At 48.8% G+C, this 20,804-nt stretch carries 27 protein-coding genes and 1 riboswitch; all 27 genes read right to left on the bottom strand.

Annotated features, from left to right (window positions below; all coding sequences use genetic code 11):
- Positions 1 to 19: 19 nt before the first annotated feature.
- Positions 20 to 1,093, bottom strand: coding sequence for an L-threonylcarbamoyladenylate synthase (locus WIH05_RS08505; protein WP_022272748.1), 1,074 nt, complete (start codon positions 1,091 to 1,093; stop codon positions 20 to 22).
- A 50-nt stretch (positions 1,094 to 1,143) separates the two neighbouring features.
- On the bottom strand, positions 1,144 to 1,671 hold the full coding sequence (locus WIH05_RS08500; RefSeq protein ID WP_022272749.1) for an FmdE family protein: 528 nt from the start codon (positions 1,669 to 1,671) through the stop codon (positions 1,144 to 1,146).
- A 95-nt stretch (positions 1,672 to 1,766) separates the two neighbouring features.
- Positions 1,767 to 2,564, bottom strand: coding sequence for a creatininase family protein (locus WIH05_RS08495; RefSeq protein ID WP_022272750.1), 798 nt, complete (start codon positions 2,562 to 2,564; stop codon positions 1,767 to 1,769).
- 4 nt (positions 2,565 to 2,568) lie between these two features.
- Positions 2,569 to 3,210, bottom strand: coding sequence for an ECF transporter S component (locus WIH05_RS08490; protein ID WP_215653692.1), 642 nt, complete (start codon positions 3,208 to 3,210; stop codon positions 2,569 to 2,571).
- Positions 3,211 to 3,416: 206 nt separating this feature from the next.
- Positions 3,417 to 3,536, bottom strand: a riboswitch (FMN riboswitch).
- Positions 3,537 to 3,594: 58 nt separating this feature from the next.
- Complete coding sequence (locus tag WIH05_RS08485; RefSeq protein WP_337425246.1) at positions 3,595 to 4,119, bottom strand: phosphatase PAP2 family protein; 525 nt, start codon at positions 4,117 to 4,119, stop codon at positions 3,595 to 3,597.
- Positions 4,119 to 4,814 carry an N-acetylmuramoyl-L-alanine amidase gene (locus tag WIH05_RS08480; RefSeq protein WP_337425245.1) on the bottom strand — a complete coding sequence of 232 codons (696 nt, stop codon included), beginning with the start codon at positions 4,812 to 4,814 and terminating at the stop codon, positions 4,119 to 4,121. The genes WIH05_RS08485 and WIH05_RS08480 overlap by 1 nt, the downstream gene beginning before the upstream one ends.
- Before the next feature lie 78 nt (positions 4,815 to 4,892).
- Positions 4,893 to 6,539 carry a glycosyl hydrolase family 18 protein gene (locus WIH05_RS08475; protein WP_337425244.1) on the bottom strand — a complete coding sequence of 549 codons (1,647 nt, stop codon included), beginning with the start codon at positions 6,537 to 6,539 and terminating at the stop codon, positions 4,893 to 4,895.
- 248 nt (positions 6,540 to 6,787) lie between these two features.
- Positions 6,788 to 7,102, bottom strand: a complete 315-nt coding sequence (locus tag WIH05_RS08470) for a hypothetical protein (RefSeq protein ID WP_022272755.1) — start codon at positions 7,100 to 7,102, stop codon at positions 6,788 to 6,790.
- Between the two features lie 250 nt (positions 7,103 to 7,352).
- The gene (locus WIH05_RS08465; RefSeq protein WP_009297016.1) at positions 7,353 to 7,625 is read right to left on the bottom strand and encodes a helix-turn-helix transcriptional regulator; all 273 of its coding nucleotides are present in this window, start codon (positions 7,623 to 7,625) and stop codon (positions 7,353 to 7,355) included.
- A gap of 80 nt (positions 7,626 to 7,705) precedes the next feature.
- On the bottom strand, positions 7,706 to 8,464 hold the full coding sequence (locus WIH05_RS08460) for a DNA adenine methylase (RefSeq protein ID WP_009297017.1): 759 nt from the start codon (positions 8,462 to 8,464) through the stop codon (positions 7,706 to 7,708).
- 79 nt (positions 8,465 to 8,543) lie between these two features.
- Positions 8,544 to 9,317 carry an SH3 domain-containing protein gene (locus WIH05_RS08455; protein WP_337425243.1) on the bottom strand — a complete coding sequence of 258 codons (774 nt, stop codon included), beginning with the start codon at positions 9,315 to 9,317 and terminating at the stop codon, positions 8,544 to 8,546.
- 5 nt (positions 9,318 to 9,322) lie between these two features.
- On the bottom strand, positions 9,323 to 9,673 hold the full coding sequence (locus WIH05_RS08450; protein ID WP_227731815.1) for a phage holin: 351 nt from the start codon (positions 9,671 to 9,673) through the stop codon (positions 9,323 to 9,325).
- A complete protein-coding gene (locus WIH05_RS08445) occupies positions 9,666 to 9,935 on the bottom strand; it encodes a hypothetical protein (RefSeq protein ID WP_227731817.1) in 270 nt (89 codons plus the stop codon). Before WIH05_RS08445 ends, WIH05_RS08450 begins: the two co-directional genes overlap by 8 nt.
- A 51-nt stretch (positions 9,936 to 9,986) precedes the next feature.
- Entirely contained in the window at positions 9,987 to 10,214 is a 228-nt protein-coding gene (locus tag WIH05_RS08440) for a hypothetical protein (RefSeq protein WP_009297021.1), read from the bottom strand.
- Between the two features lie 18 nt (positions 10,215 to 10,232).
- Complete coding sequence (locus WIH05_RS08435; protein ID WP_252197489.1) at positions 10,233 to 10,346, bottom strand: CD1375 family protein; 114 nt, start codon at positions 10,344 to 10,346, stop codon at positions 10,233 to 10,235.
- A gap of 1 nt (position 10,347) precedes the next feature.
- Positions 10,348 to 10,680 (bottom strand): hypothetical protein, encoded by a 333-nt coding sequence (locus tag WIH05_RS08430; RefSeq protein WP_118584391.1) that lies wholly within the window; start codon positions 10,678 to 10,680, stop codon positions 10,348 to 10,350.
- Complete coding sequence (locus WIH05_RS08425) at positions 10,640 to 11,842, bottom strand: RNA-directed DNA polymerase (protein WP_227731818.1); 1,203 nt, start codon at positions 11,840 to 11,842, stop codon at positions 10,640 to 10,642. The genes WIH05_RS08430 and WIH05_RS08425 overlap by 41 nt, the downstream gene beginning before the upstream one ends.
- Before the next feature lie 398 nt (positions 11,843 to 12,240).
- Positions 12,241 to 13,539: a hypothetical protein gene (locus WIH05_RS08420; protein ID WP_337425242.1), complete on the bottom strand. Its 1,299-nt coding sequence runs from the start codon at positions 13,537 to 13,539 to the stop codon at positions 12,241 to 12,243.
- A 97-nt stretch (positions 13,540 to 13,636) separates the two neighbouring features.
- A complete protein-coding gene (locus WIH05_RS08415; protein ID WP_009297026.1) occupies positions 13,637 to 13,891 on the bottom strand; it encodes a hypothetical protein in 255 nt (84 codons plus the stop codon).
- A gap of 12 nt (positions 13,892 to 13,903) precedes the next feature.
- On the bottom strand, positions 13,904 to 14,287 hold the full coding sequence (locus WIH05_RS08410; protein WP_009297027.1) for a hypothetical protein: 384 nt from the start codon (positions 14,285 to 14,287) through the stop codon (positions 13,904 to 13,906).
- A complete protein-coding gene (locus WIH05_RS08405; RefSeq protein ID WP_215703303.1) occupies positions 14,284 to 15,093 on the bottom strand; it encodes a hypothetical protein in 810 nt (269 codons plus the stop codon). The genes WIH05_RS08410 and WIH05_RS08405 overlap by 4 nt, the downstream gene beginning before the upstream one ends.
- A gap of 40 nt (positions 15,094 to 15,133) precedes the next feature.
- On the bottom strand, positions 15,134 to 15,841 hold the full coding sequence (locus WIH05_RS08400) for a baseplate J/gp47 family protein (protein ID WP_009297029.1): 708 nt from the start codon (positions 15,839 to 15,841) through the stop codon (positions 15,134 to 15,136).
- Complete coding sequence (locus WIH05_RS08395; RefSeq protein ID WP_009297030.1) at positions 15,842 to 16,294, bottom strand: DUF2634 domain-containing protein; 453 nt, start codon at positions 16,292 to 16,294, stop codon at positions 15,842 to 15,844.
- Positions 16,291 to 16,680: a hypothetical protein gene (locus WIH05_RS08390; RefSeq protein WP_009297031.1), complete on the bottom strand. Its 390-nt coding sequence runs from the start codon at positions 16,678 to 16,680 to the stop codon at positions 16,291 to 16,293. The genes WIH05_RS08395 and WIH05_RS08390 overlap by 4 nt, the downstream gene beginning before the upstream one ends.
- Positions 16,681 to 16,691: 11 nt before the next feature.
- Complete coding sequence (locus WIH05_RS08385) at positions 16,692 to 17,675, bottom strand: hypothetical protein (RefSeq protein WP_215703301.1); 984 nt, start codon at positions 17,673 to 17,675, stop codon at positions 16,692 to 16,694.
- A gap of 14 nt (positions 17,676 to 17,689) precedes the next feature.
- The gene (locus WIH05_RS08380; protein WP_215703300.1) at positions 17,690 to 18,364 is read right to left on the bottom strand and encodes a LysM peptidoglycan-binding domain-containing protein; all 675 of its coding nucleotides are present in this window, start codon (positions 18,362 to 18,364) and stop codon (positions 17,690 to 17,692) included.
- A gap of 10 nt (positions 18,365 to 18,374) precedes the next feature.
- Positions 18,375 to 20,708, bottom strand: coding sequence for a hypothetical protein (locus tag WIH05_RS08375; RefSeq protein WP_100931874.1), 2,334 nt, complete (start codon positions 20,706 to 20,708; stop codon positions 18,375 to 18,377).
- Between the last annotated feature and the right edge of the window lie 96 nt (positions 20,709 to 20,804).

Genomic DNA, 20,804 nt, shown 5'->3' with positions numbered 1-20,804 from the left:
ATTTTTACCGGTATGCCGCCTATTCCTCCGACGGCCCGCCGCATTTCACAATATGATATCCCGCTGCCTTGCAGAGCCGGTTCATGATGGCCTGGCCCAGCTGGTCCTCGGAAAAGCTCTCGGAAAAAATACAGTCCACCTGGCGGTCATCGAAATCCCGCAGCACCGCGAACAGGTTGTGGGCCACCGTCTCCTCCTGGCTCCTGCTGCCGATGACCTCCAGAAGCCCCTGGGGATACAGGTCCCTGCTCTCCCTGGTGCAGATGATCCCCACTCTCTTTCCGGCTCCCATGGCTTTCGCCGCCTCCCGGTTGATGTAGTCCACCACGTCCTCCATGGCTCCCTCCACCAGGACCATATCCGCTTTCGGCGCATAGTGCCGGTATTTCATCCCCGGCGCCTTGGGCTTCACATCGCCCTTCACCGGCCCCAGGATCGCCGGATCCACCTCCACCTGGCCCAGGGTCTCCCGGAGCATCTCCAGAGTGACGGCTCCCGGCCTTAAAAGAGTGGGAACCGGGCCGGACACGTCCACAATGGTGGATTCCACGCCGATGCCCACCTGGCCGCCGTCCAGGATCATCTCGATCTTCCCGTCCATGTCCTCGATCACATGCTCCGCCCGGGTGGGACTCGGCCGCCCGGAGGTATTGGCGCTAGGCGCCGCCACCGGAATACCAGCCAGCTTTATGAGCCGGTTCGCCACCGGATCCGACGGCATCCGGACCGCCACCGTATCCAGCCCGCCTGTGGTCCCATAGGGCACCACATCCTTTTTCGGAAAGATCATGGTCAGCGGGCCCGGCCAGTATTTTTCCGCCAGCTTCCTTCCCGCCTCCGGGATCTCCCGCACCAGGGCCGGAAGCTCCTCCATGGATGAGATATGGGCGATCAGCGGATTATCCGACGGACGCCCCTTGGCCGCATAGATCTTTTTTGCCGCCGCCTCGTCCAGGGCGTTGGCTCCCAGGCCGTAGACCGTCTCGGTGGGGAAGGCCACCAGGCCGCCGCTTCTCAATATCTCCGCCGCCTCCAGAAGCTCCCCGTCCTCCGGTCTTGTTTTATCTTTTATTTTAATCACCTTTGTTTTCATCTTTCTGCTCCCAAGATCAGCCGGACCGTGTCCGGATGTTTTTCTTATACTTATTTCCCGGAAAGGCGCGCCAGACAGTCCGGACACAGCTTTTTCCCGTCTGCCTCCCGGAGCCATTTTTCCCCGGTCATCTCTCCGCAGCAGCCGCACCGGGCGGATCCGAAGATCTCCGCCTTCTGGGGCAGCGCAAGGAAGGTCTCCTTCACATCGAACATTTCCCTGGGCTCACAGGCCTGGTAATAGGCAAAGGACTCGGCCTTTGTCATCTCTCTGGGCTTTTCTTTTAACACCAGCCGCACGGCCCTTCCCGATCCCCGGTCATAAAAGGAAAACGCCTGTTTTCCACAGATATGGAACAGAAGATTCCCTTTTCCCACACTGCACCCCAGGATCACCTGGATGGCGTCCACCCCGCAGGCGTCGTTTTCCGAAATACACACCACCTGCTCGTCCTCAGAAAAATCCAGATCCAGCAGTTCCTTTGCGTACAGGGCCGCTTTATAGCCAATGGTCAGCCCGCCGCACTCATGGCCGTGGAACTCGGCACATTTTTTCCATAATGCTTTCTCGTCGTCCATCGTTTTCTTCCTCCTGTCTCTCCGCTATGGGCATTTTATCACATTTCCCATAAAATAAAAAGAGACCGGAGAGAGAAAACCTCTCCGGCCTGTGCCTACTGGTCCTTCCACCGCCGGATCTCCTTTAATCCGTCCACGATGGATCCCACAAAGCTCTGGTATATCTGCTCGCCCTTTTCTGCCGTGGCCCCTCTGGGGTCCCCGCCGATGCCGATGGGCGTTCCGTCCTCTGTCTCCCACTCCTCGGATACCCAGCCCAGGGTAATGGGGCCGTAGACCGTAAGGCTTCTATTTCCCATGAATTTTCTCGGGATCCCCGCCTGGGCCGTCTCCATTTTCACCAGCTCCGGCCGCTCCGCTAAGATCATGGACGTTTCCATCTCGCCTCCATGGAAGTCCCACACGTTTCCAGGCGTCACCGTGTCCTTCACCGCCTGGTTCCCGAAAAACACGCCGCAGTTGATCATAAAGACCGCCAGCCCCAGCTCGCTCCGCAGCTCCCGGCTCAGCACCTGGATGATGGGAGTATTTCCGCCGTGGCAGTTCAGCATGGCGATCTTTTTAAAGCCGTGGCGGAAAAGCCCCCGGCAGATATCCTCCAGCACATGGTAAAAGGTATCCGGCTTTAAAGTGATGGAGCCGCAGAAATTCACATGCTCTGTGCTGAGGCCCACGGGAACCGGGGGGAAGATCAGCATGGGATAGTCGGGGATCTCCCGGTCCAGGGTCTCCCTGATCCGCCTGGCCACGGCCTCGGAAATGATCTCGTCAGTACCCAGGGGACACTGGTTTCCATGCTGCTCCAGGGCCCCGATGGGGATCAGTACCACGGTCTCCTCTTTATCCACAGCTTCCATTTCAAGCCGCGTCAGCTCTCTGTAATACCGTACCATAGGATCATCCCTTCTCCACGGATGTCCGCGGTTCCCGTACAGGCGCGCCCACATGGAGGATCACGCTGACCTTTTTATACACCAGGGCCGTGATCCCTGCGTTCATTCCCAGCTTTAACAGGTTAAAGGGAACGATGGCAAACACGGCGAAGGTGGGCAGGTTGGTGATGGCCGGGTTAATGGCCGTTCCCATGGAGATGATATTTTCGATCCCGCCGAACATCAGGTTGGCGTACAGCGGAAGCGTTAAGAAGCAGTTCACCACAATGGCCGTAAGAACGCCAGTAAGAACGGAAAGTCCCAGGCCTGCCATGGCCATCTTCCTGGTGCGGTGCTTCTGGTACAGAATGGAGGCTGGAAGCACAAAGGCGCAGCCGCCGATGAAGTTCCCCAGGTCTCCCACGTACATGGTCGTCGTACCGTTGATCAGGATCTTCAGCAGGTTCTTCACCAGCTCCATGAGGATAGCAGGGACCGGTCCCAGGGCAAAGGCGCCGATCATGATCGGAGTCTCGGCAAAATCCAGCTTATAAAACGGCGGCGCAAAGGGCACCGGGATCTGGAAGGTCTCCAGAACGGCCGCCAGGGCGCCGAACATGCCGATCAGCACCACAGTTTTTACAGATAATCTCTTTTTCTGGTTCATAAATGTAGTTCCTCCTTGTACTGTTTTTGTCCTTCTTTCAGCTGCCAGGCCGGACTGTAAAGGCCCGCCTGTGTACAGAGGAATTGCTGCAACATATGGAGTTTTCCGGCAGGACCGGGGACTGGCTGCCTCCGGCTCGCTGACCGCGTAAATAAAAAAGTCCCGGACCAATAAAATAAGTCCGGGGCCATAAACTCCAAGTCACACAATTTCTTCTCTCATCCAGACTATACTGTCGGTTCTGGAATTTCACCAGATCAGCTGCATTTGGCAGGTCGCGGACTGTCACCGCCGGTGGGGAATCTCACCCCGCCCCGAAGAACATATTGAATTACAAGGCTATTATAGTGCAAAGGAAATAAAAAAGCAAGGACTATTTCCTGGTCATGCCTGAGGGAACAGACGCCTGGATACAGCCTGTCCCGCCAGGGCGCATACCCAGCCCACGGCCACGCCTCCCAGGACATCCGTGGGGAAATGGACGTACAGGTACATTCTGGAGAACGCAATGACCGCCGCCAGGACCAGGACCGACTTCCACAGCCGGTTGTTTTCCCGGTAAAGGGAAAAAACCGACGTAAAGGCTGCCGCCGTATGGCCCGACGGGAAAGAAAAGTCCGACGGACGGGCGATCAGCAGCTGGACTGCCGGGTTTAAGTCGCAGGGCCGGACCCTGGCCACCATATTTTTAAGAAGCAGATTGCAGATCACCAGATCCGCCGCCAGGGACAGCAGTACTGCCGCCCCGGTCCTCCTGTATTTCCTGCTGCATAAAAGAGCCAGTCCCAGAAGGATCCAGAGAAAGCCGGCATCTCCCAGGCTGGTGACCGCCGGCATCAGGGAATCCATGAACGGATTCCGGAAAAACTCCTGGATAAAATCTAAAACCGCAAGTTCCATCTGCGCCATTACGCACTTCCTCCCAGATATTCCATGATCCCCATGTGGACCGTCCAGGCCATCCGGTCCTGGTATTCCGGATCCTGCAGCAGGGCCGCCTCCTTCCGGTTGCTTAAAAAGCCGCACTCCACGATCACAATGGGGCATTTCACATGAAGCAGAAGATAATAATTGCCGTTGGCCCTGGCCAGGCGGCGGTTCTGCTCCCCAAGTACATAGTCAAACCGTTTCTGGATGATCTCTGCCAGCCGTTTTCCCTTCTCCGACGACTTATAGTAAAAGACCTGGCCGCCGGAAACCTCCTCCTGGTGATAGCTGTTCTGGTGGATGCTGACCACCAGATCCGCGCCGCTTTCCTCGATGATCCGGCACCGCGCCTTCATATCCGCCATCTTCTTTCTGGAGTCCTCTTTCCCATAAAGAGCCGTGTCCGTTTCCCGGGTCATGACCACCTTTACATCCGACTGCTCCAGATACGTTTTTAACTTCAGAGCGATAGCCAGGTTCACGTCCTTTTCCAGACTTCCGTCGATCCCCACCTTTCCGGGGTCCCTGCCGCCATGGCCCACGTCCACCACGACCACCGGCTGGTCCTTTTTCTGCGCCTGGGCGGAGACCACCTGGACGCTCCCATATTTTGCCGCCAGAAATACCATGAGCAGAAGGATGAGCCCGCAGAGCTCCTCCATGGCCAGTCTCTTCATTCCACCTGTCCCCAAATGCGTTTTTTAATAGTATATCCGCAGGGGGACGAAAAAAGAACTGATTTTCAAGGCCGGGGATCAATCCCAGCCAATGGCGGTCCAGGCCTCTTCGTCCTCCAGGCCCAGCTTCCAGCAGGCAACACCGGCCAGGTCATTCTCCCGGGCCAGGTTCATTTTCAGCTTTAAGGATTCCTCATCCTCCATCCAGACCATCTTGATCCCGTTTTCCAGAGGAAGCTCTCCGTAATACTGCCCCAGCTCCTTCTGCCAGTAAAGGTCCACCTGGTTGGCCTCGATCCATGCTTTTGCCTCTTCGATCCCCAGGGCCGAGGATTTTACGCCTTCATCCGTTTCCGTCCATACCCTTGTATAGAAGGGAACTCCAAGGATCACCTTTTCCCTGGGAACCAGCTTTAAGGTATTCTCAATCCCGTCCCGCACGTATCCCAGGGACGCCACCGAGCCGGGGGCGCCGCCATTGTAGTGCTCGTCATAGCCCATGATGACCACATAATCTGCCACGATCCCCTGTTCCTTACGGTCATAAAACTTATTAAATTCTGCCGGGACCGTATTATCCACCGACAGCACGATGCCCTTCTGACGGCAGGGGATGGAAAGCTCCCTTAAAAACTGCACATAATGGACGCCCGCCTCCTGCTTCAGTCCCTCAAAATCCATATTGAGGCCGTCCAGATCATATTTCTCCACATCCTCCATCAGGCTGTCAATGAGCTTTTTCCGGGTGGAGGTGGAGGCCAGGAGCTTCTCCGACTGGACATCATCACTGAAATTGTCCAGGAGCGCCCAGACCTGGATCCCCTTATCATGGGCCGCCTTTACATAATCCTGGTCTGCCAGGGAGCTGTAATTTCCTTCGTTATCCGTTAATGCAAACCAGGTGGGAGACACCACATTGACGCCCCTTGTCTTTTCCAGGAGCTTGTTTAGCCCGGCGTTGCCCTCCCGGCTGGTCACCTGGTGCCAGGCCATAACTACCTTTTCATCCATGGGCGTGCCGTAATACTCCGGAAGCTCGGCCGTCCCTTCAAAGGCCTGGGGCTCCGGCGTATCCAGACATTTATTCTGGATGTAGCCCAGGTGGCCGTCGGGGGTCTGCACCTTTGACCACTTTTCCATGGATTCCAGGACAGCGACCTGCATATCTCTTTCCACTTCTGTCACAATGGGACTCTTTACCCCTCCCCGGACCCGGACCTTTCCAGACTTTTTCACTGCGGCCATATTCCGGGTTCCCCAGTCTGTGACAAATACCCGCTTCACGTCCCCGCTGTCAAAGGCCAGGATCTCCACGTCCGTATAATTATTGACCAGCCCCAGGGCCAGCCAGACGCCGTCCTCCCTGTCCAGAAGGAGCGGTTTCCCATTGGCCCCCTGGGTTTCCCCATCGGCATAAACGATCTGGTCCGGCAGGGCGTAGACCAGCATATTTTCCGTACCGTCCCAGTAGAACCGCTTATTTATGTGCTCGTTGACCCAGGAAATGGGCAGGTAGGTCTGGCCGTTCATATAAAGTCCCCTGGCCTCCTGGAGCTCCTGGTTATAAAGGATCGCCGTATCCTCCCCGCTCACCCCATAAAGGCTCTTAAGATCTGCCATTTCCTTTGTGGGGATATACTTTCTGGCCGCCCTGTACCCGAAAAATCCCAGTGCACACACTGCGATCAGCCCCAGGGCCGCGATCACTGGCATTATTTTTTTCATTTGCGCTCTCTTTCCTTTCCGATGACCCGCGCCGTGTACGGCGGCTTCCATGGGTTGGTTTTCTTCTGATATCCCCGATTATATCATAGGGGTATGGTTTTGTTTATTAATTTTTTGTAACGATTTTGTATCAGATCCCTCCCGCCGCCTGCGCATCCAAAAGCATCATATTCGGCAGAACAGCATCTTCCGGCCGCGCAGGCTCCTCCCATTTCTTCCCATCTCCCCCTTTTCCTTCCTTAATTATTTTATTCCTCCGGCTTTTTCAGATCCTCCCGGCTGAGATACACCTTGTCGAACCGTACCTCCTTCAGCCCTCCGGACTCTGCCTGTACATAATCTCCCATATAAAACATATTATCGTCGCGTATTTCAAACAGCTTTTCCCATTCCGGCGGACCGGAGACCCGGCCGTCCACATAAATGGCGATCCCTTTTTCTGAAAGCCGCCTCAGCCCGCCCAGATACTGCTGCTTTTCTTTCTCTTTCCAGTCCTCTGTTCCTTCGCCTGCCCCCTGGCAGCCTGCCTTCTCCTCCGTATGCTCGCGTACATCTTTTTCCATATTCCCTTCCCCTTTTCCCGCCGGCGGACCCTTTGGAGGGCTTCTGTGACATATTCCCCGCCGCCGGCGTATTCTTCCTGGTCAGACCAGCTTTTCAAAAAATATTCCGCATTCCTCTGTAACAGAAAAAGCGTCTGTAGCTTTTCGCGCAAAATGCAAAATGTTTTCGCGTCATTTGCAAAAACCTATTTTAAAAACAGAAAAAGGACGTTTTAAAGGGCTGTAAAATACCCTCCAAAACGTCCTTTTTCTACTGCTTTTTCTTCGGCTTTCGGTTTCCATGCTCTTCAACAATCAGATCTTTTCCCGTGATTTTGTGCTGATTCGGTACATATTCAATTAGATCTGAAATATCGCACTCTAATACTTCACAAATCTTGTCAACGTGATCCAGGTTTATACGGGTTACGAATTCGTGATACCATTCGTTGATTGTACTTGGCCGGATTCCAGTGGCTTCTGCAAGATCTTTCTGCGTCCACCTTTTTTCTCCAAGAAGCCGTGATAAATGAATTTTAATCATGATATCCATGCCCCTTTGCTGGTTATTCTAGCACGAGGGCACTCTTTAAAAGTCATTTTGTTATATTATAACGAAATACGTTATTTTTCGTAATTCCTGATTATCAATTCCTTGAATTGCGAAGTTTTCGTCTTACCCGCCAGGCTGTTATTCCGGCTTATTTCTTCGATATTGTAACCCTTATACAGTTCTCTGACGTAAGTATCATCATTATAAGATAAGATAAAACGGCCTTTGATACTGCTTAAAACGGCTTTTAAACGCTCATGATCCGCTTCGGTGAAGCTTCCCTCATAATATTTTTCCGTCCCATGATAAGGCGGATCAAGATAAAAGAGTGCCCCTGGTCTATCATAAACCCGAATCAGGTTTTCAAAGTCCTTGTTCTCGATTACAACACCCTGAAGCCTCTTTTGAATAAGGGGAAGGTACTCAATAGCATTGGCAAGGTTCTTTTTATTCGTTCCGAAGGTTCTGCGGTCCGACCCGAAGCTCACCTTAATAATATGAAAGAACCGCGCCGCTCTCTGGATATCCGTAAGCCCCTGACTGTCAAGCTGGCTCTTGCTGTCAAAGAACTGTTCCCGCGATATAGTCAACCATTCCAGTTCTCTCTGCAGTTCTCCGCAATGATACTTGATGCACCTATACAGGTTAATCAAGTTGCTGTCACGGTCGTTGAACACCTCCAGTTCTTTTCCCTGCTCCTTTTCAAAAAGAACCCAGCCAGCTCCGCCAAAAACCTCTACATACCGTGTAAATCCTTCTTCTGGAAACCTTTTTACGATCTCTTTTCTCAGTAATTTCTTTCCACCGATCCATGCAATAAAACTATTCATTATGTCCTCCTGATTTCAATTTTAAGGGGCATGAAATCAGGATTCTCCAGGAGTTCGCACTCCCAGAGCCTTCATTTATTTAACGTTTTAAATACGCACTGCTACAGAAGCCCGTGTAAGCTACTCCCTTCACAGTAGTCTTTACATAATACCAAGGCTTTCCTTTATACGGACTGTAATATCCATAACAGGAGACCGCTGTCCCCTTCGGGATCGTAACCAGAATATCTTTTGTTGTACCGGCTCCCGCTCTCAAATTCAGATCTACCGTGGTTTTATAGGTTCCGCTGATAGATACATCCTTTTTCTGGGCTGCTTCAACTTTTTTATTCTGGCTGCTCTTGGAACCATTGTCCAGAACAACCACAGTGTGTCCTTTCGTCTTTGTGACCAGGATATCCCCTCGTAACAAATAGTCAGCAGCTTTGCAATACTTATTTTCTTCCAGGATATAAAACTGGCCAGTCTGTTTCAGTTCGTCCACCTCATTCGCTGTGCTAAAACCATTCACATGAATGCCTGCATAAAGCACACAGCAACGTACCAATTCAGAGCAGTCTGTTTCCACGGCTGTATTCACCTTGGAAAGATCGTAAGTATATGGCTTCGCTGCCGCCGTTGCCGTTCCTCTGTGTCCCTGGCAATAACCGATATTGTTATTCTGGCAGGCGGCTTCCATATTTTTAGCGATTGCCTCCCGGACTGCAGGTGACTTTGCTCTAATAACAATCCAACCCTTTGAATGCAAATACCAGGGCTGCGTTGAGACCTCTCTGCCAGTCTGATCGCCTGCCTTGCCACCATTTACTCCGCCATTTTCATTGCTTCTTGCACTTCCAACTCTTACTCCCATTTCAACTACACCTCCACATCATCCGTTGCTTCAATCACAATTCCCGAATTTTCCTGAATCTTCATCTGCTTTACTGCAGCTTCAATCAGGATCTCAATCTGTTTGTCCGAAAGTGCGATGTTCTTCTCCTGAAGAATCTCTTTTAAAAACTGCGTAACGATGGCTTTTTTCTCTTTTCCACCAGTGGCTTTCATGGTCTGCTGGGCCATTAAAACCGCTTTATATGCCCACTGGGCTACCAGGTTCAGCTTCTCAGAATCAACCTTGCTTTTTACCCAAGGAAGCACATATCTGGTTAATACCAGCACCGCTACCATCACCAAAATCTTTAAACATTCAAAACAAATATCACTCATTCTCCGTCTCCTCCATTATTTTTTTATCTGTCTCCCTGTCCTCCAGTTCATATTGTCTGGAAAGATGTCTATCTTTCGTTGTCTTGATCCAGCCCATTACTCCACATTCTCCGCCACATACGCTAAACACGCAGGTACATAAGGTATCTGGGATTCCCCCTGTTTTTATGTAAATAGCAATCATTGCAATCACAAAAACAAGTAAAAATATCGCCAAGATTACAAGGATCACATCCATGGTCTTCCACTTTTCTCTTTGCATGATCTTCCTCCAATTAAAAAGGCACATCGGAAACATCCGATGCACCTGCTTTTACCTTATTATTTCTCTGTGAGCTTCGTCCATATAAGGAAGTTCTCTGCAGCCGTATTCAGCTACGTTCATTTCTTGATCAATAGAATCCAGCTTCTCCCGATAATAATTCTTTACTTCTTCGGAAACCTGGTTCATATGTTCCAGATCTGTTACCAGCTCCCGGAGGAGATCTGCCTGCTTGGTTGTCACATCGCAAAGCGTGTCTATAATATGAAGCAGAGTCATGTTTCTTCTCCCTTCCTATCATTCCTGTTTTTCCGCTTCAATAGCCGCTTTCACCTTTTCACGGAAGGCCGCCGGTACGCTGTCAATGGTTCTGATTCCAGCTTTAACTAAAGTCACATAAAGTTCTAACATATTACACGCCTCCATTCTCTTTTTCATACAGATCTGCAATGGCCTGCATGATGACTAACTGATTTTTTTCTGTTTCAATAAGTTTTTCATAGATATCTGCCTGAGCGGCCATGGAAGTCAGCATATTTTTATTGCTGTTTTCCTGCTCCAGGGCTGAAAAATATTCTTCTTTTGTAAGAATCCTGTACTCGCATGAATAACCCTTATCAACTTCTCCGTTCCCGTCTTTTCTTTCATACGGAGTGATATTGCGCCTCTGAATGTAAGTGCCTTTTCCAAGCTCCTGAAGGGTTTCAGGCTGTTCTCTGCAGAGTTCCTTTTTCCATTCCTGCATGACGATTTACCTCCCTTGTCATCTTTGAAATAATCCGTTTGATTTTACGGACGTTTACCAATTCCTTAATATGTATCAAATACCAGTCATACGTTTCTGAATGTGTGATCCACCCCAGCAACGATACAAAACCACGGCAAAGCCCCAGCGGAAACCGCTGGCCGTTTTCTTCCTTTTTATGCAATTTTCGGGCTATGCGCTCTACATGAAGTAATATGCGCTTCCGGATCAACACTTTTGACCGGTAAAACAGCCAGCCCATGGCCGACACGCAGCGCCCCGTTTTCTTCCCATTTTTCTTGGTGTATTCAAATCGGAACACCTGCCAGTCACTCTTCATGCGTAGTCTCATCTTTCCAAGCACCTGCCGAATGTAAAGCAGTGCCTGGTGCAGCTTCTTTTTGTTATCATCAGCCAGCGTATAATTATCCATATACCGGACATGATGTGCTATTTTCAGCTTACATTTAATGTCATAATCCAGTTCCTGGAGCATGAAATTCGCAAGCCATTGAGAAAGATAGAAACCTAAAGGCATTTCTTTAGGAAAATATGTCATGCAGACATCAATCAGATGTAGGAAAAAGTTATCTTTAACTCTACGCTCTAATTTTTTCCGAACAATTTTATACTGAATATGGCTATAAAAATGTCGGATATCTGCCTGTGCAAAGTTCCTGATTCCCTTTCCACTTTCGATCCAACGTCTGATAGCTCGCTGCCCCTTCAGGGAACCCCTTCCGGGAAACGATGAGAAGCTCATCGGATAACTGCTTCCCGCTATGATCGGCTCCAGGATCATTACAATAACATGCTGAATCCAGAGTTCCACCATAGTCGGTACATAAACAACCCTCGTCTTTCCAAACTCTTTAATAATTACCGGGTTATGCTTTACTGGCTTAAATCGTTTTTGGGGATCAGTCTGCCATCCATCCGGTTTCGTATTCAGGATAATTTCCTGGATTTTCTTAACCCAGGCATCCAGATTTTCCTCCGCCATTTGAAAGTCTTTTCTCTTGGTTTTCCCTTTTCTCATACTTTTAAAAGCCTTTTTAATCACATCTTCCCGGCAGGCCAGCCGATACAGGTATCTATAACTTTTCTTTTTCTTCCAGGGAATCCCGGTCACCTTTTCAATATCGTATTTCAATATACGCATGATCTTCTATCTCCTCGCCGCTTTCGGACATTTCCTGCTACTTGCAGCTCCTGACCGGAACTATTTCCACTCACCAAAACCCATAAGGGCGGATATAACGATGTTTCAATCGTCTGCGGTGTAGGATTACCGGGAACATTTTGGTTGTCGTTCTAAAATTGATAGAAAAAGGACGCGCCGTAGTTCCACCAGGCGTTAGCAGCCACATTGTTCAGTGTGCGGGCCCAGAGGCCGTCATTAAGACCGTCATTGCAATTGCCGAACCGTAGCGAAACCGCCGGAAAGGGTGTTCCGGTAACCCCTAAAATTCGTTTATTCCCTGCAAGGGCATCGGGGGAAATCCCCCGAACCCCCTATTTTCTTTATGGGGGAAGACCCCCATACCCCCTAACAGCAGCTCACGCTGCTGCAGGTGCTGGAAGAAGTAAGGACGCGCCGCAGACCCACCAGGCGTTAGCAGCCACATCGGACAGTGCGCGGGCCCAGAGGCCGTCAATAAGACCGCCATTGCAAACGCCGAACCGTAGCGAAACCGCCGTGATTGTGGCGTTTACCCAAGTATGATCACAATAGCCAGTTGCCGAAGTTCCCTCAATTTCCTCTGACGGAATCGCTCCAAAACCTTTGACTACGTGCATGGTCGCATTGTAATGGTTTGCTGTCACGTTGCAGCCTGTATCCAGATACCCGTCTCCACTCAGATTGTAGGTATAATCTGTAGATACCTTAATTCTTCCATTGACCGCGACCATATACGGATCACGCTGCCAAAGCATATAACTGCCCAGAACAGCGCTATGAAAAATCTTATTGAAAGACTTATTATCATCTGATCCATAAAACCGGCCGCCTCCAACTACCTTGTTGATCTGAGTTCCATAATGCTGGGCTTTATCCTCTACATAGCTGGAGCACATTCCGCTTCCAAAAGAACTTTGTGAATCTGTGCTTCGCGTAAGCATTACACAAATATCTGCTAACGTATTTGTAAGCGGGCCGCCGAAGAATAACCCGCTTGCACTCGTTTTCAAAATCGCTGTGTTCTGCTCTGTAGTGCCTATTGCGGTTCCTGATGAATTATCAGAAGAGCTTCCTGAAGCAGTCAGGCAGCTCCACTGACCTGCAATGCTTCTCATCCTTCCGTTTCCATCAATAGAGCCATAGAACATGGGAATGAGCATGTAGTCCCTAACTTTTCCTTTGACATTAAAACCAACCGGCTGGAAATCCGGATCAACCTGCCGCTCGCAGAAGTATACATAACGATCTGAACCGACCTTATATTCCTTTTTGTAGATCTTCTTAATGACCGCCATTGCATTTCCTGCAAAATTTGCATTTGATACATCTGAAGCTGTTCCGTCTGCTTTCTTCGTATAATCATCCGGATTCAGATAATATTTGATTTCTCCATCCCACCCACACATAACCGGCACATTCGCTTTTAACCAGCTCCAATCCGCCCAGGAGCCATAATCCATGGCATGAGTAGCCATATTCATGGACATAGGCTTAAAGTCCTTGTTAGCGCCCAAGTATTCTACACGGGTAGCCGGATTCAGATCTGATGCTTCGTGAATAACCATTCCATAGATCGGTGCGTCAGTCGGGATCAGGTTCCGGATCAGCTTCTCTGTCTGCTCCTTCACTTCCAAAAGGGTTTCCTGCTCCGCAATAAAAACCTTATTTTCCGTCATTTTTTCCCTCATTTCCAGCATAATATAACACGATGCGTCATATTTTTGCTTATTTTGTTATTTTATAACGTATCCCGTTATCATATAACGGAATCCGTTATTCTCCAGTGCCATCAGCTTCTTCCGAAGGAAGCTGAACATAATAAAGATGACCATTTTCCATCCCCAGACGGATCTTCGCTCCGTTTTTGTCATCCTCATAAATTTTGGCATCCACCTGCAGTGCCTTGTCATTTTCAAGTAACTGCTGATAGCGTTCGTTAAACCGGTCTGCATGTGCAGGAGTTGATGTTGTAAGAGCCTCCATCTGGAGGTTCAATGTAGGATTGTTCTTGATTGGTAAGTTAGCCATTGTGTTCCTCCCTTAAAACGTGTCCTTAATCCAGAAGGTCATCGCAAGATCCGCATCCTTGCCTTTAGCTGAAAACCGCTTAATATTAACGATATCACCATTAGCATCATACAAGCCGATCTCGCTGATCTCTTTGCCCGCCAGCTCCTCTTCGGTCAGCGTACATTCATACTTGCATTCTGTATCGCTGACCATTGTATAGCCGTCATACTTCTTTCTGAGAAGTTCATTTCCGAGGGTGCTGTCTGTTTCCGAAAGAGGAATAATGTTCCCGCTTTCATCCACACCGCCATCACCGAAAACAAAACCCACGATTTTCGGGAGCTGGATCTCTCCGGCCCTGGCTCTAACCATATTTTTTCTTGCTGTCACTGTGATGATCTGATTCTGTGTCATGTCAATTCCTCCTCACGCCTCTCAGCGTCCAATATTCTCTTTCCGTTCAAATTCTGGCTGCCATCCAGGAACCATAAATCCTTATCCAGCCGAACACGATAGTCATTTTCCTCTTTATTTTCTATCATTCCAAAGTCAAAGTGTTGTCCGTACTCATGTGGGTGTCTCAGAATTTCAAGAAGAACAGAACCATCTAATTTCCACGCACCGTTTAGTGTTGGAACTTGCCAGAACTGGGATTCAAAGCCCATGGATACCATGCCGACAGTGTTCTCATCTTGGCAGATTGCTGTCATAAATCTGGCTGCCTCCGTGAAATCCTCATGAAGTTCTATTTCTCCAATTTCATAGGTTAAGCCGTATTCATCTGCCTTACGGACTGCATCAAGATTGTATGTACCGTCCAGCAACCAGGCTCCATTCAATGTCCGAACCGGCCAAAACTGCGCTTCATAACCCAGTGCCATTCCTGTCACGGTATATTTTTCCGGGCTAATATAGCCACTCTCTATCAGTAAAATCACACGATATCTTAAATGTGCTGGCAGCCATTTGTCCAAAAATACCCGGATGTCTTTCATATCAACACCCACAATTTTGCTTACATCCAGCGTTATCGTTGCCAGGAGCTTGTCCGCATCTGCCTCTACTGTTGTATCAGCTCCTGTTCGGGCATCCAGTTTTTCCTTCAACCAAGCCTCATTGACCAGCTCCTCATGGAGTAGCGCCGCCGCCCCATACATTTCATCAATAATTCTTTCTATCTCAGCCAGGATTATATCTTCCACATTCAGAAGGTCTTCCATTTGCCTCATCTTTCGCACTCTGGCCGGAAGCATCTGTTCACTATTCAGTGACACTGATAATCACTCCCTTCAGAGAAAAGAATTTGTTATAATCTGCCGTGATAGAATCCTTTTTTCCATTTATTGTTAAGTCCACCACCTCGGAGACACCACTCACCGCGCTGATGATATTGCTGACTTTAAAGAAGTTCAGGGAGATCACTCCGCTCTGGAAAGCAATTTCCAGAAAATGTGCCTGAACATCTGTCTGAATCTGGCTTTTAACCGTTTCCTCCGTGTATCCGGCTGTTTTGTGAATCTCGCATACAATGGTTACATCAATACTCTCCGCTGCAGATACCACCGGGTTAGCCCCCACAGGCCGCTTCGTATTGATATACTCCTGCACAATCCGGATTTCTTCTTCCGTAGGTGCCTGGGCCGTTGTGGAAACAATGGCGATATATACGTTTCCTGTTCCGTCTCTTGGACTGGAAACTTTTGCATTTCCCGCCACCCTTTTGCCCTGGGCATTGGTTGCTTCCTTGGCCCATTTCACATAATGTTTTTCATTTCCACTGGTTCCCATGTCACTTCCTTGAGCAGCCAGTTCATCCTGCAGGGGAGCAATGAGCATCGCATTAAATCGGGCCAGTTCTTCAGATACCGCCTGCAGGTTATCCATTGTAAAGCTTCCCTCTATCCTGGAATCTTCATTTTTGAGGCTTCCTTTCATCCTGGCCAGAATTCCATCTGCCGTAAAATCCATTTATACATTCACCCCTTCCATTCGGATCGGTACCGTTTCTTTCCCATAAATGCTGGTACAGTCAAATGTTACTTTCATCCCCCAGCTACTGGTCTCAAAATTAAAATTTTCCAGTTTCTTGATATATGGATTTACCATTAACGCTTCGGTAATATAACGCTTCATTTCTGACTTTACTATTTCTCCGTTCATGGAGTGTCCAATGAGCTGATCCTCATATTCTTCTCCGAAGGCCGGAGAATAAGCTACGTGTCGGAACCGGGCTGTTGTAAGTGCCTTAAATATCCAGATCCGGAGTGCAGCATTTCCTTCCACCAGATAAGTGCAGCCATTTTCATCCAGAAGCAGTTCATTTCTCGCATAATCATACGCATATTCTTTCAGTAATGGTAAATCAGTTACTTTTTTCGTATCTGTAACCCCAGACGCATCAATAAATGGAAAAATGCTCATCCTGCCACCGCCCTTCCAGCTATATAAAAGCCGCTTCCTGTCATGACAACCACCACCGTATCACCTTTCTTGATTACATATTTTTCATGGAATTCTTTCAAAAATTCATATGCTGCAGCCGGTTCAAACGGTGTTTCAAAGGGCTTTAAAATCTCATCACCGCCATCCGATGCCGCTACCGTCAAGGCCGGATTGATGTAAATGCCAGCAGATACTGTCTGCCCCTGCAGTTGAATAGACAAAGGCTTCACACTGATCACATCAGCCAGGAATGTTCCATCTACGCTTGCCTGAACCCCGCCACCGGAGTTTATATCCGCAGCTCCGCCACCGGATATACGTTCTTCAATTGCGTGAACCATTCGCACGATGTTATGATCTGTCATGTCAGTCCCTCCTACTTACTTTTCTTATTGTTTGTGTCCTTCTCGATTTCCTCCTCATCCATCAGATTTTCAAAAGCCAGGGTAAGATCCATTTGCGCTTTTCCATTGGTAAAGGTATGAGTATCGCTTTCTATGTAAAACTGTCCATACAGTCCAGAAACTTCATCCTGGACAATAATGGAATAGCCAGAGACCGCCCTGAAATCATTCGGTACTCCAGATACAGATCCAGAATTTTCTACAGAAACCAGTGCTTTTTGTGCTTCTGCTGAAATATCTTCTTTATCGCTCTGTTTCATAACTTTCTGAACCAGGCCATATTTTTGAATGGACTCTGCATCCTCTATCACCTTGATCTGATTTCCTTTACTGTTGGTGATAATTACACGGTTTACCAGGTTCTGCAGAGTGCTTTTATACTCTGTATCAATTAGGTTGTAATCTCCGGTCATCACAGCTCCACACAACGTCCCCTTTTCAATCACACAAAGCTGATTGATATTTTTAATCAGAGGAATGTATTTTGTACCATTCTTTCTGGCTGCTACTGTATAGGCCATCATGATTGCCTTATATGCCTTTTTTCCAAAACACGGTGATTTCACTACAACTCCATTGGTCGGAGCCAGTTCTCCGCAGGGAATATCCAGTTTCTGGCAGATCTGTGTGACAATACTTTCTGGTGTCCCAGAAAATACCATATTCACATCAGACTGGTTCACGTAAAACAAAAGATCATATGCCAGATAACTTACAGTTTTAGAGCTGCCTTTTTTATCCGCATCAAATATAATCCCGCCGAAAATATTATTTCCTTCATTATCCTGCATGATAATTTCATCCCCAATGTCAATGGACACATTCGGGAATAGAGTATCTTTTTTGTTCTGTGCGATAGTGAAATTGATTTTTCTGGACACCTGGGAAGTATCACCAGACCAAGTGATCTTTTCAATTAGCTGGCTGATATCCTTTCCTCCTGTCAGTAATTTCATTCCTTCCACCGCCTTTATGCAGGAATCGAAAGCACAGTACCCGGATAAATCCAATGCCCGTTCCCGGAACTGCTTTTTCCATGGCTCTTGGCTGCCGCTTCAATCGTTCCGCTATTTGCACCATATATCTTCGTATACTGTGCCCCATTCCCATAATATTTCTTTGCAATTCCCCACAAAGTATCTCCGCTAACCACCGTATGGCTTCCACCTGCGCTGGTATTGGGCCGATCTGTAAGGCCATTGTCTCTGACTTTTGGCATTATATTTACCGTTGGGACGTTCAAAGTAACGTACTCTGAAAAAGACATGGTATAATAAATATCCTCGTCCCCTTCATTTACAGAATAATTCAGTTCATCCATCAGCATTGCCAGATTGATATCCATGTCCGTTACAATAACGCGAACTACCTTTTTCGATGTTTTCCACTCATCCAGCATGGTGATGTAACCTTTCGGTGTATCTTCGGCCAAGTCACTGAACGGAGAATTCTCTGACGGGAAAAAGCTGGAAAACTTTGTGCGCTTCAGCCCACGGTCTCCTGCCAGATTGACTTCTCCCATTTCCAACAAAGTTATCGTCTGATTTAACTGTTTTGACGTAAATTCCACCGTTTTAGGGTTAATCGGGAGCTCGATGACTTCGCTCCGATTATCCACGCTTAGTTCAATGATCCTCTCTTTCATAAGCTCCCTCCTATCCCATATTTACAATTACTTCTACAAATTTCTTTGCTACTTTATCAGCCATCTCATCAATATCATCCTCTGACCGGACATTGATGGTATCTGCAAGTTTGGCAATCTGGACTGTGATGCTTCCGAGGAATCCTCTTGCGCCACCGGACGAAGTGCTGCCCGGTACCTCCATGCCGCCCCTGCTTTCCCTGATCCGGTCGATCAGAGCCGAAAGATGCTGGTCAATATTTGTTAAAATGCCGATAACAGAGGACATTCCTCCGCCGTTTCCGGAGGATGCTGCCATGCTTCCCTGCACTACGCCACCGAATGCATTGCTGGTCAGAGACACGCTTTCCTTGTTTGGAAGTATCCTGGAACCTCTCGGCAGATTTACAAGTTCTGGGCCTTCCTCACCTACCCAAGTAAGTCCACCACGCCAGTTGTTGTCTCCAGCCGCATTCTTTCCAACGTTTCCTGATCTGCTGCCTCCAGAGCCTGCAATCTTGGCTCCTGTGCTGCTGATCCAGTCCGCCACCTTACCGATAGCTGAGCCGATTCCTTCCACGATAGGCTGAACCACGCTCCAGACGCTCTCCAAGATACTCTGAATTCCTGGGAATACGCGCTGTACCACGCTGAAGACAAGCTCGAATACACTAATGCACAAATCCATAATAGGTGAGATCACGCTCCAGGCTGTGGTCAATACAGAACCGATTGCCGGGCCAGCTACTGCGATAACTTCCTGGATGAAGCCCATCCGCTCTCCGATGAAGCCGATCACAGAACTTACTTTCTCACCAATGCCATCGAATATTGTACTGAAAACAGGGGCAAGCGCCACAACAGCCACACCGATAGCCGACACCAGCCCCGCGATAACCGGCGATGCCTGAGAGATCAGGCCACTGATACCAGAAACCACACTTGAAATCACCGGGAGTATTACTGGAAGCATAGTTGAAACAGTGTTCACAATGCTTCCAATTGCTGGGGCACTGGCTACTGCAGCCTGACCAAGGGAATTTGTTATGCTCTTTCCGAAAGATACAAGTTCCGGTATAGCCGCTGAAAACTTGGAACCCAGGTTTCCGATACCATCAAACGCCTGGTTGACTGCGCCGCTCATAGAAGATGGCAGTGCGCTCACAATTCCGTCTTTCAGACCCTTGACGATTTCTCCACCAGATTCTTTAATCTTCGGAGCAGCCGCCTTTATACCTGTTTTCACAGCTCCAGGAAGCGCTTTTACGACTCGTCCAACCATCGGAACCGCATTCTTGAACAGGAACGTGCTGGCCGTCTCCACTACAGAGCCCATAGCGCCTTCTACATCACCGCCACTCGCCATAAAGCCAAGCAGATTTTTAACTGCGGACTTCATGGCTCCGAAAGATCCGCTGAATGTGGTCGATGCTTCTCTCGCTGTGGTTCCTGTAACATCCAGTTTTTCCTGGATCACATGGATCGCGTTATACACATCCGCCAGATTATCCAGGTTATACTTAACTCCAGAAATTTTCCCAGCATCCTTTAACAGACGCTCCATTTCCGACTTCGTACCACCGTAACCAAGTTTCAGGTTATCCAGCATGGTGTAGTTCTGCTTGGCAAAGCCCTGATAAGCGTTCTGGATAGAACCTATGTCGGTACCGAATTTATTCGCGTTATCTGCCATATCTACCATGGCCTGATCCGCCACTGTGGCCGCTTTTGCCGTATCACCCTTTAAACTGTTCAGCAGTGAAGCTGAAAAGCTGGTGACCTGCTCCATATAATCATTTGCTGATAATCCCGCTGTTTCAAAGGCTTTGTCCGCATTCGCTTTGACTGTATCCGCATCATCCTTGAATAAGGTCTCGACACCGCCACGGCTCTGCTCCAGCTTCGCACCTTCGCTTACCGATGCTCCCACCACTGCAGTAGTGGCCGTGGCCGCTGCGATTGCAACCGGTATAACAACCTTGGTTCCCAGTTCTTTCATTTTTCCGCTGATAGCAGAAATTCCTTTGCCGGTAGCATCCTTGATCTTCACTACCGGCTCGGCAACCTTTTTCCCAAGATCTTTTACACGGCTTTCTACCGCTTTAACTTTCGTTGTGGCCATGTCCTTTACAGCCATGGCCGTCACTACTTTTTTCCGGAGCGGTTCCATTTTGGACTTCAAGCTATTCAGTGCCTTGGTTGCCGGAGTTGCATCCAGTTTTGCCTGGTACTTTTCCTTCCAGGTTTTCTCCATCTCCTCACGGGTTTTCTTAACATCCTCCCGGAAAGAAGTTTGTTCTTTCTTTATGATCCGGAGAGTTGCCGTGACATTATCCTTAATGCTAATACTTCCTATCACACTCATTTGTCACTTGCACCCCCGTTCCCTTCAAAAGCAAACAGCTTTCTTCTTTCCTCTATGGCCGTCTCCATGGAAGCAAAATAAAAGAGCCTTTCCTCC

The sequence above is a fragment of the Alitiscatomonas sp. genome, from assembly GCF_037242085.1.
Taxonomy (GTDB): domain Bacteria; phylum Bacillota; class Clostridia; order Lachnospirales; family Lachnospiraceae; genus Alitiscatomonas; species Alitiscatomonas aceti.
Note: the sequence above shows the minus strand (reverse complement) of the source record. Positions and strands in the feature narration are given on the sequence as shown.

Coding starts and splice junctions, on each gene's coding strand:
- WIH05_RS08505 (WP_022272748.1), bottom strand. CDS start 1,093: ATGAAAACAAAGGTGATTAAAATAAAAGATAAAACAAGACCGGAGGAC.
- WIH05_RS08500 (WP_022272749.1), bottom strand. CDS start 1,671: ATGGACGACGAGAAAGCATTATGGAAAAAATGTGCCGAGTTCCACGGC.
- WIH05_RS08495 (WP_022272750.1), bottom strand. CDS start 2,564: ATGGTACGGTATTACAGAGAGCTGACGCGGCTTGAAATGGAAGCTGTG.
- WIH05_RS08490 (WP_215653692.1), bottom strand. CDS start 3,210: ATGAACCAGAAAAAGAGATTATCTGTAAAAACTGTGGTGCTGATCGGC.
- WIH05_RS08485 (WP_337425246.1), bottom strand. CDS start 4,119: ATGGCGCAGATGGAACTTGCGGTTTTAGATTTTATCCAGGAGTTTTTC.
- WIH05_RS08480 (WP_337425245.1), bottom strand. CDS start 4,814: ATGAAGAGACTGGCCATGGAGGAGCTCTGCGGGCTCATCCTTCTGCTC.
- WIH05_RS08475 (WP_337425244.1), bottom strand. CDS start 6,539: ATGAAAAAAATAATGCCAGTGATCGCGGCCCTGGGGCTGATCGCAGTG.
- WIH05_RS08470 (WP_022272755.1), bottom strand. CDS start 7,102: ATGGAAAAAGATGTACGCGAGCATACGGAGGAGAAGGCAGGCTGCCAG.
- WIH05_RS08465 (WP_009297016.1), bottom strand. CDS start 7,625: ATGATTAAAATTCATTTATCACGGCTTCTTGGAGAAAAAAGGTGGACG.
- WIH05_RS08460 (WP_009297017.1), bottom strand. CDS start 8,464: ATGAATAGTTTTATTGCATGGATCGGTGGAAAGAAATTACTGAGAAAA.
- WIH05_RS08455 (WP_337425243.1), bottom strand. CDS start 9,317: ATGGGAGTAAGAGTTGGAAGTGCAAGAAGCAATGAAAATGGCGGAGTA.
- WIH05_RS08450 (WP_227731815.1), bottom strand. CDS start 9,673: ATGAGTGATATTTGTTTTGAATGTTTAAAGATTTTGGTGATGGTAGCG.
- WIH05_RS08445 (WP_227731817.1), bottom strand. CDS start 9,935: ATGCAAAGAGAAAAGTGGAAGACCATGGATGTGATCCTTGTAATCTTG.
- WIH05_RS08440 (WP_009297021.1), bottom strand. CDS start 10,214: ATGACTCTGCTTCATATTATAGACACGCTTTGCGATGTGACAACCAAG.
- WIH05_RS08435 (WP_252197489.1), bottom strand. CDS start 10,346: ATGTTAGAACTTTATGTGACTTTAGTTAAAGCTGGAATCAGAACCATT.
- WIH05_RS08430 (WP_118584391.1), bottom strand. CDS start 10,680: ATGCAGGAATGGAAAAAGGAACTCTGCAGAGAACAGCCTGAAACCCTT.
- WIH05_RS08425 (WP_227731818.1), bottom strand. CDS start 11,842: ATGCGTATATTGAAATACGATATTGAAAAGGTGACCGGGATTCCCTGG.
- WIH05_RS08420 (WP_337425242.1), bottom strand. CDS start 13,539: ATGACGGAAAATAAGGTTTTTATTGCGGAGCAGGAAACCCTTTTGGAA.
- WIH05_RS08415 (WP_009297026.1), bottom strand. CDS start 13,891: ATGGCTAACTTACCAATCAAGAACAATCCTACATTGAACCTCCAGATG.
- WIH05_RS08410 (WP_009297027.1), bottom strand. CDS start 14,287: ATGACACAGAATCAGATCATCACAGTGACAGCAAGAAAAAATATGGTT.
- WIH05_RS08405 (WP_215703303.1), bottom strand. CDS start 15,093: ATGGAAGACCTTCTGAATGTGGAAGATATAATCCTGGCTGAGATAGAA.
- WIH05_RS08400 (WP_009297029.1), bottom strand. CDS start 15,841: ATGGATTTTACGGCAGATGGAATTCTGGCCAGGATGAAAGGAAGCCTC.
- WIH05_RS08395 (WP_009297030.1), bottom strand. CDS start 16,294: ATGAGCATTTTTCCATTTATTGATGCGTCTGGGGTTACAGATACGAAA.
- WIH05_RS08390 (WP_009297031.1), bottom strand. CDS start 16,680: ATGACAGATCATAACATCGTGCGAATGGTTCACGCAATTGAAGAACGT.
- WIH05_RS08385 (WP_215703301.1), bottom strand. CDS start 17,675: ATGAAATTACTGACAGGAGGAAAGGATATCAGCCAGCTAATTGAAAAG.
- WIH05_RS08380 (WP_215703300.1), bottom strand. CDS start 18,364: ATGAAAGAGAGGATCATTGAACTAAGCGTGGATAATCGGAGCGAAGTC.
- WIH05_RS08375 (WP_100931874.1), bottom strand. CDS start 20,708: ATGAGTGTGATAGGAAGTATTAGCATTAAGGATAATGTCACGGCAACT.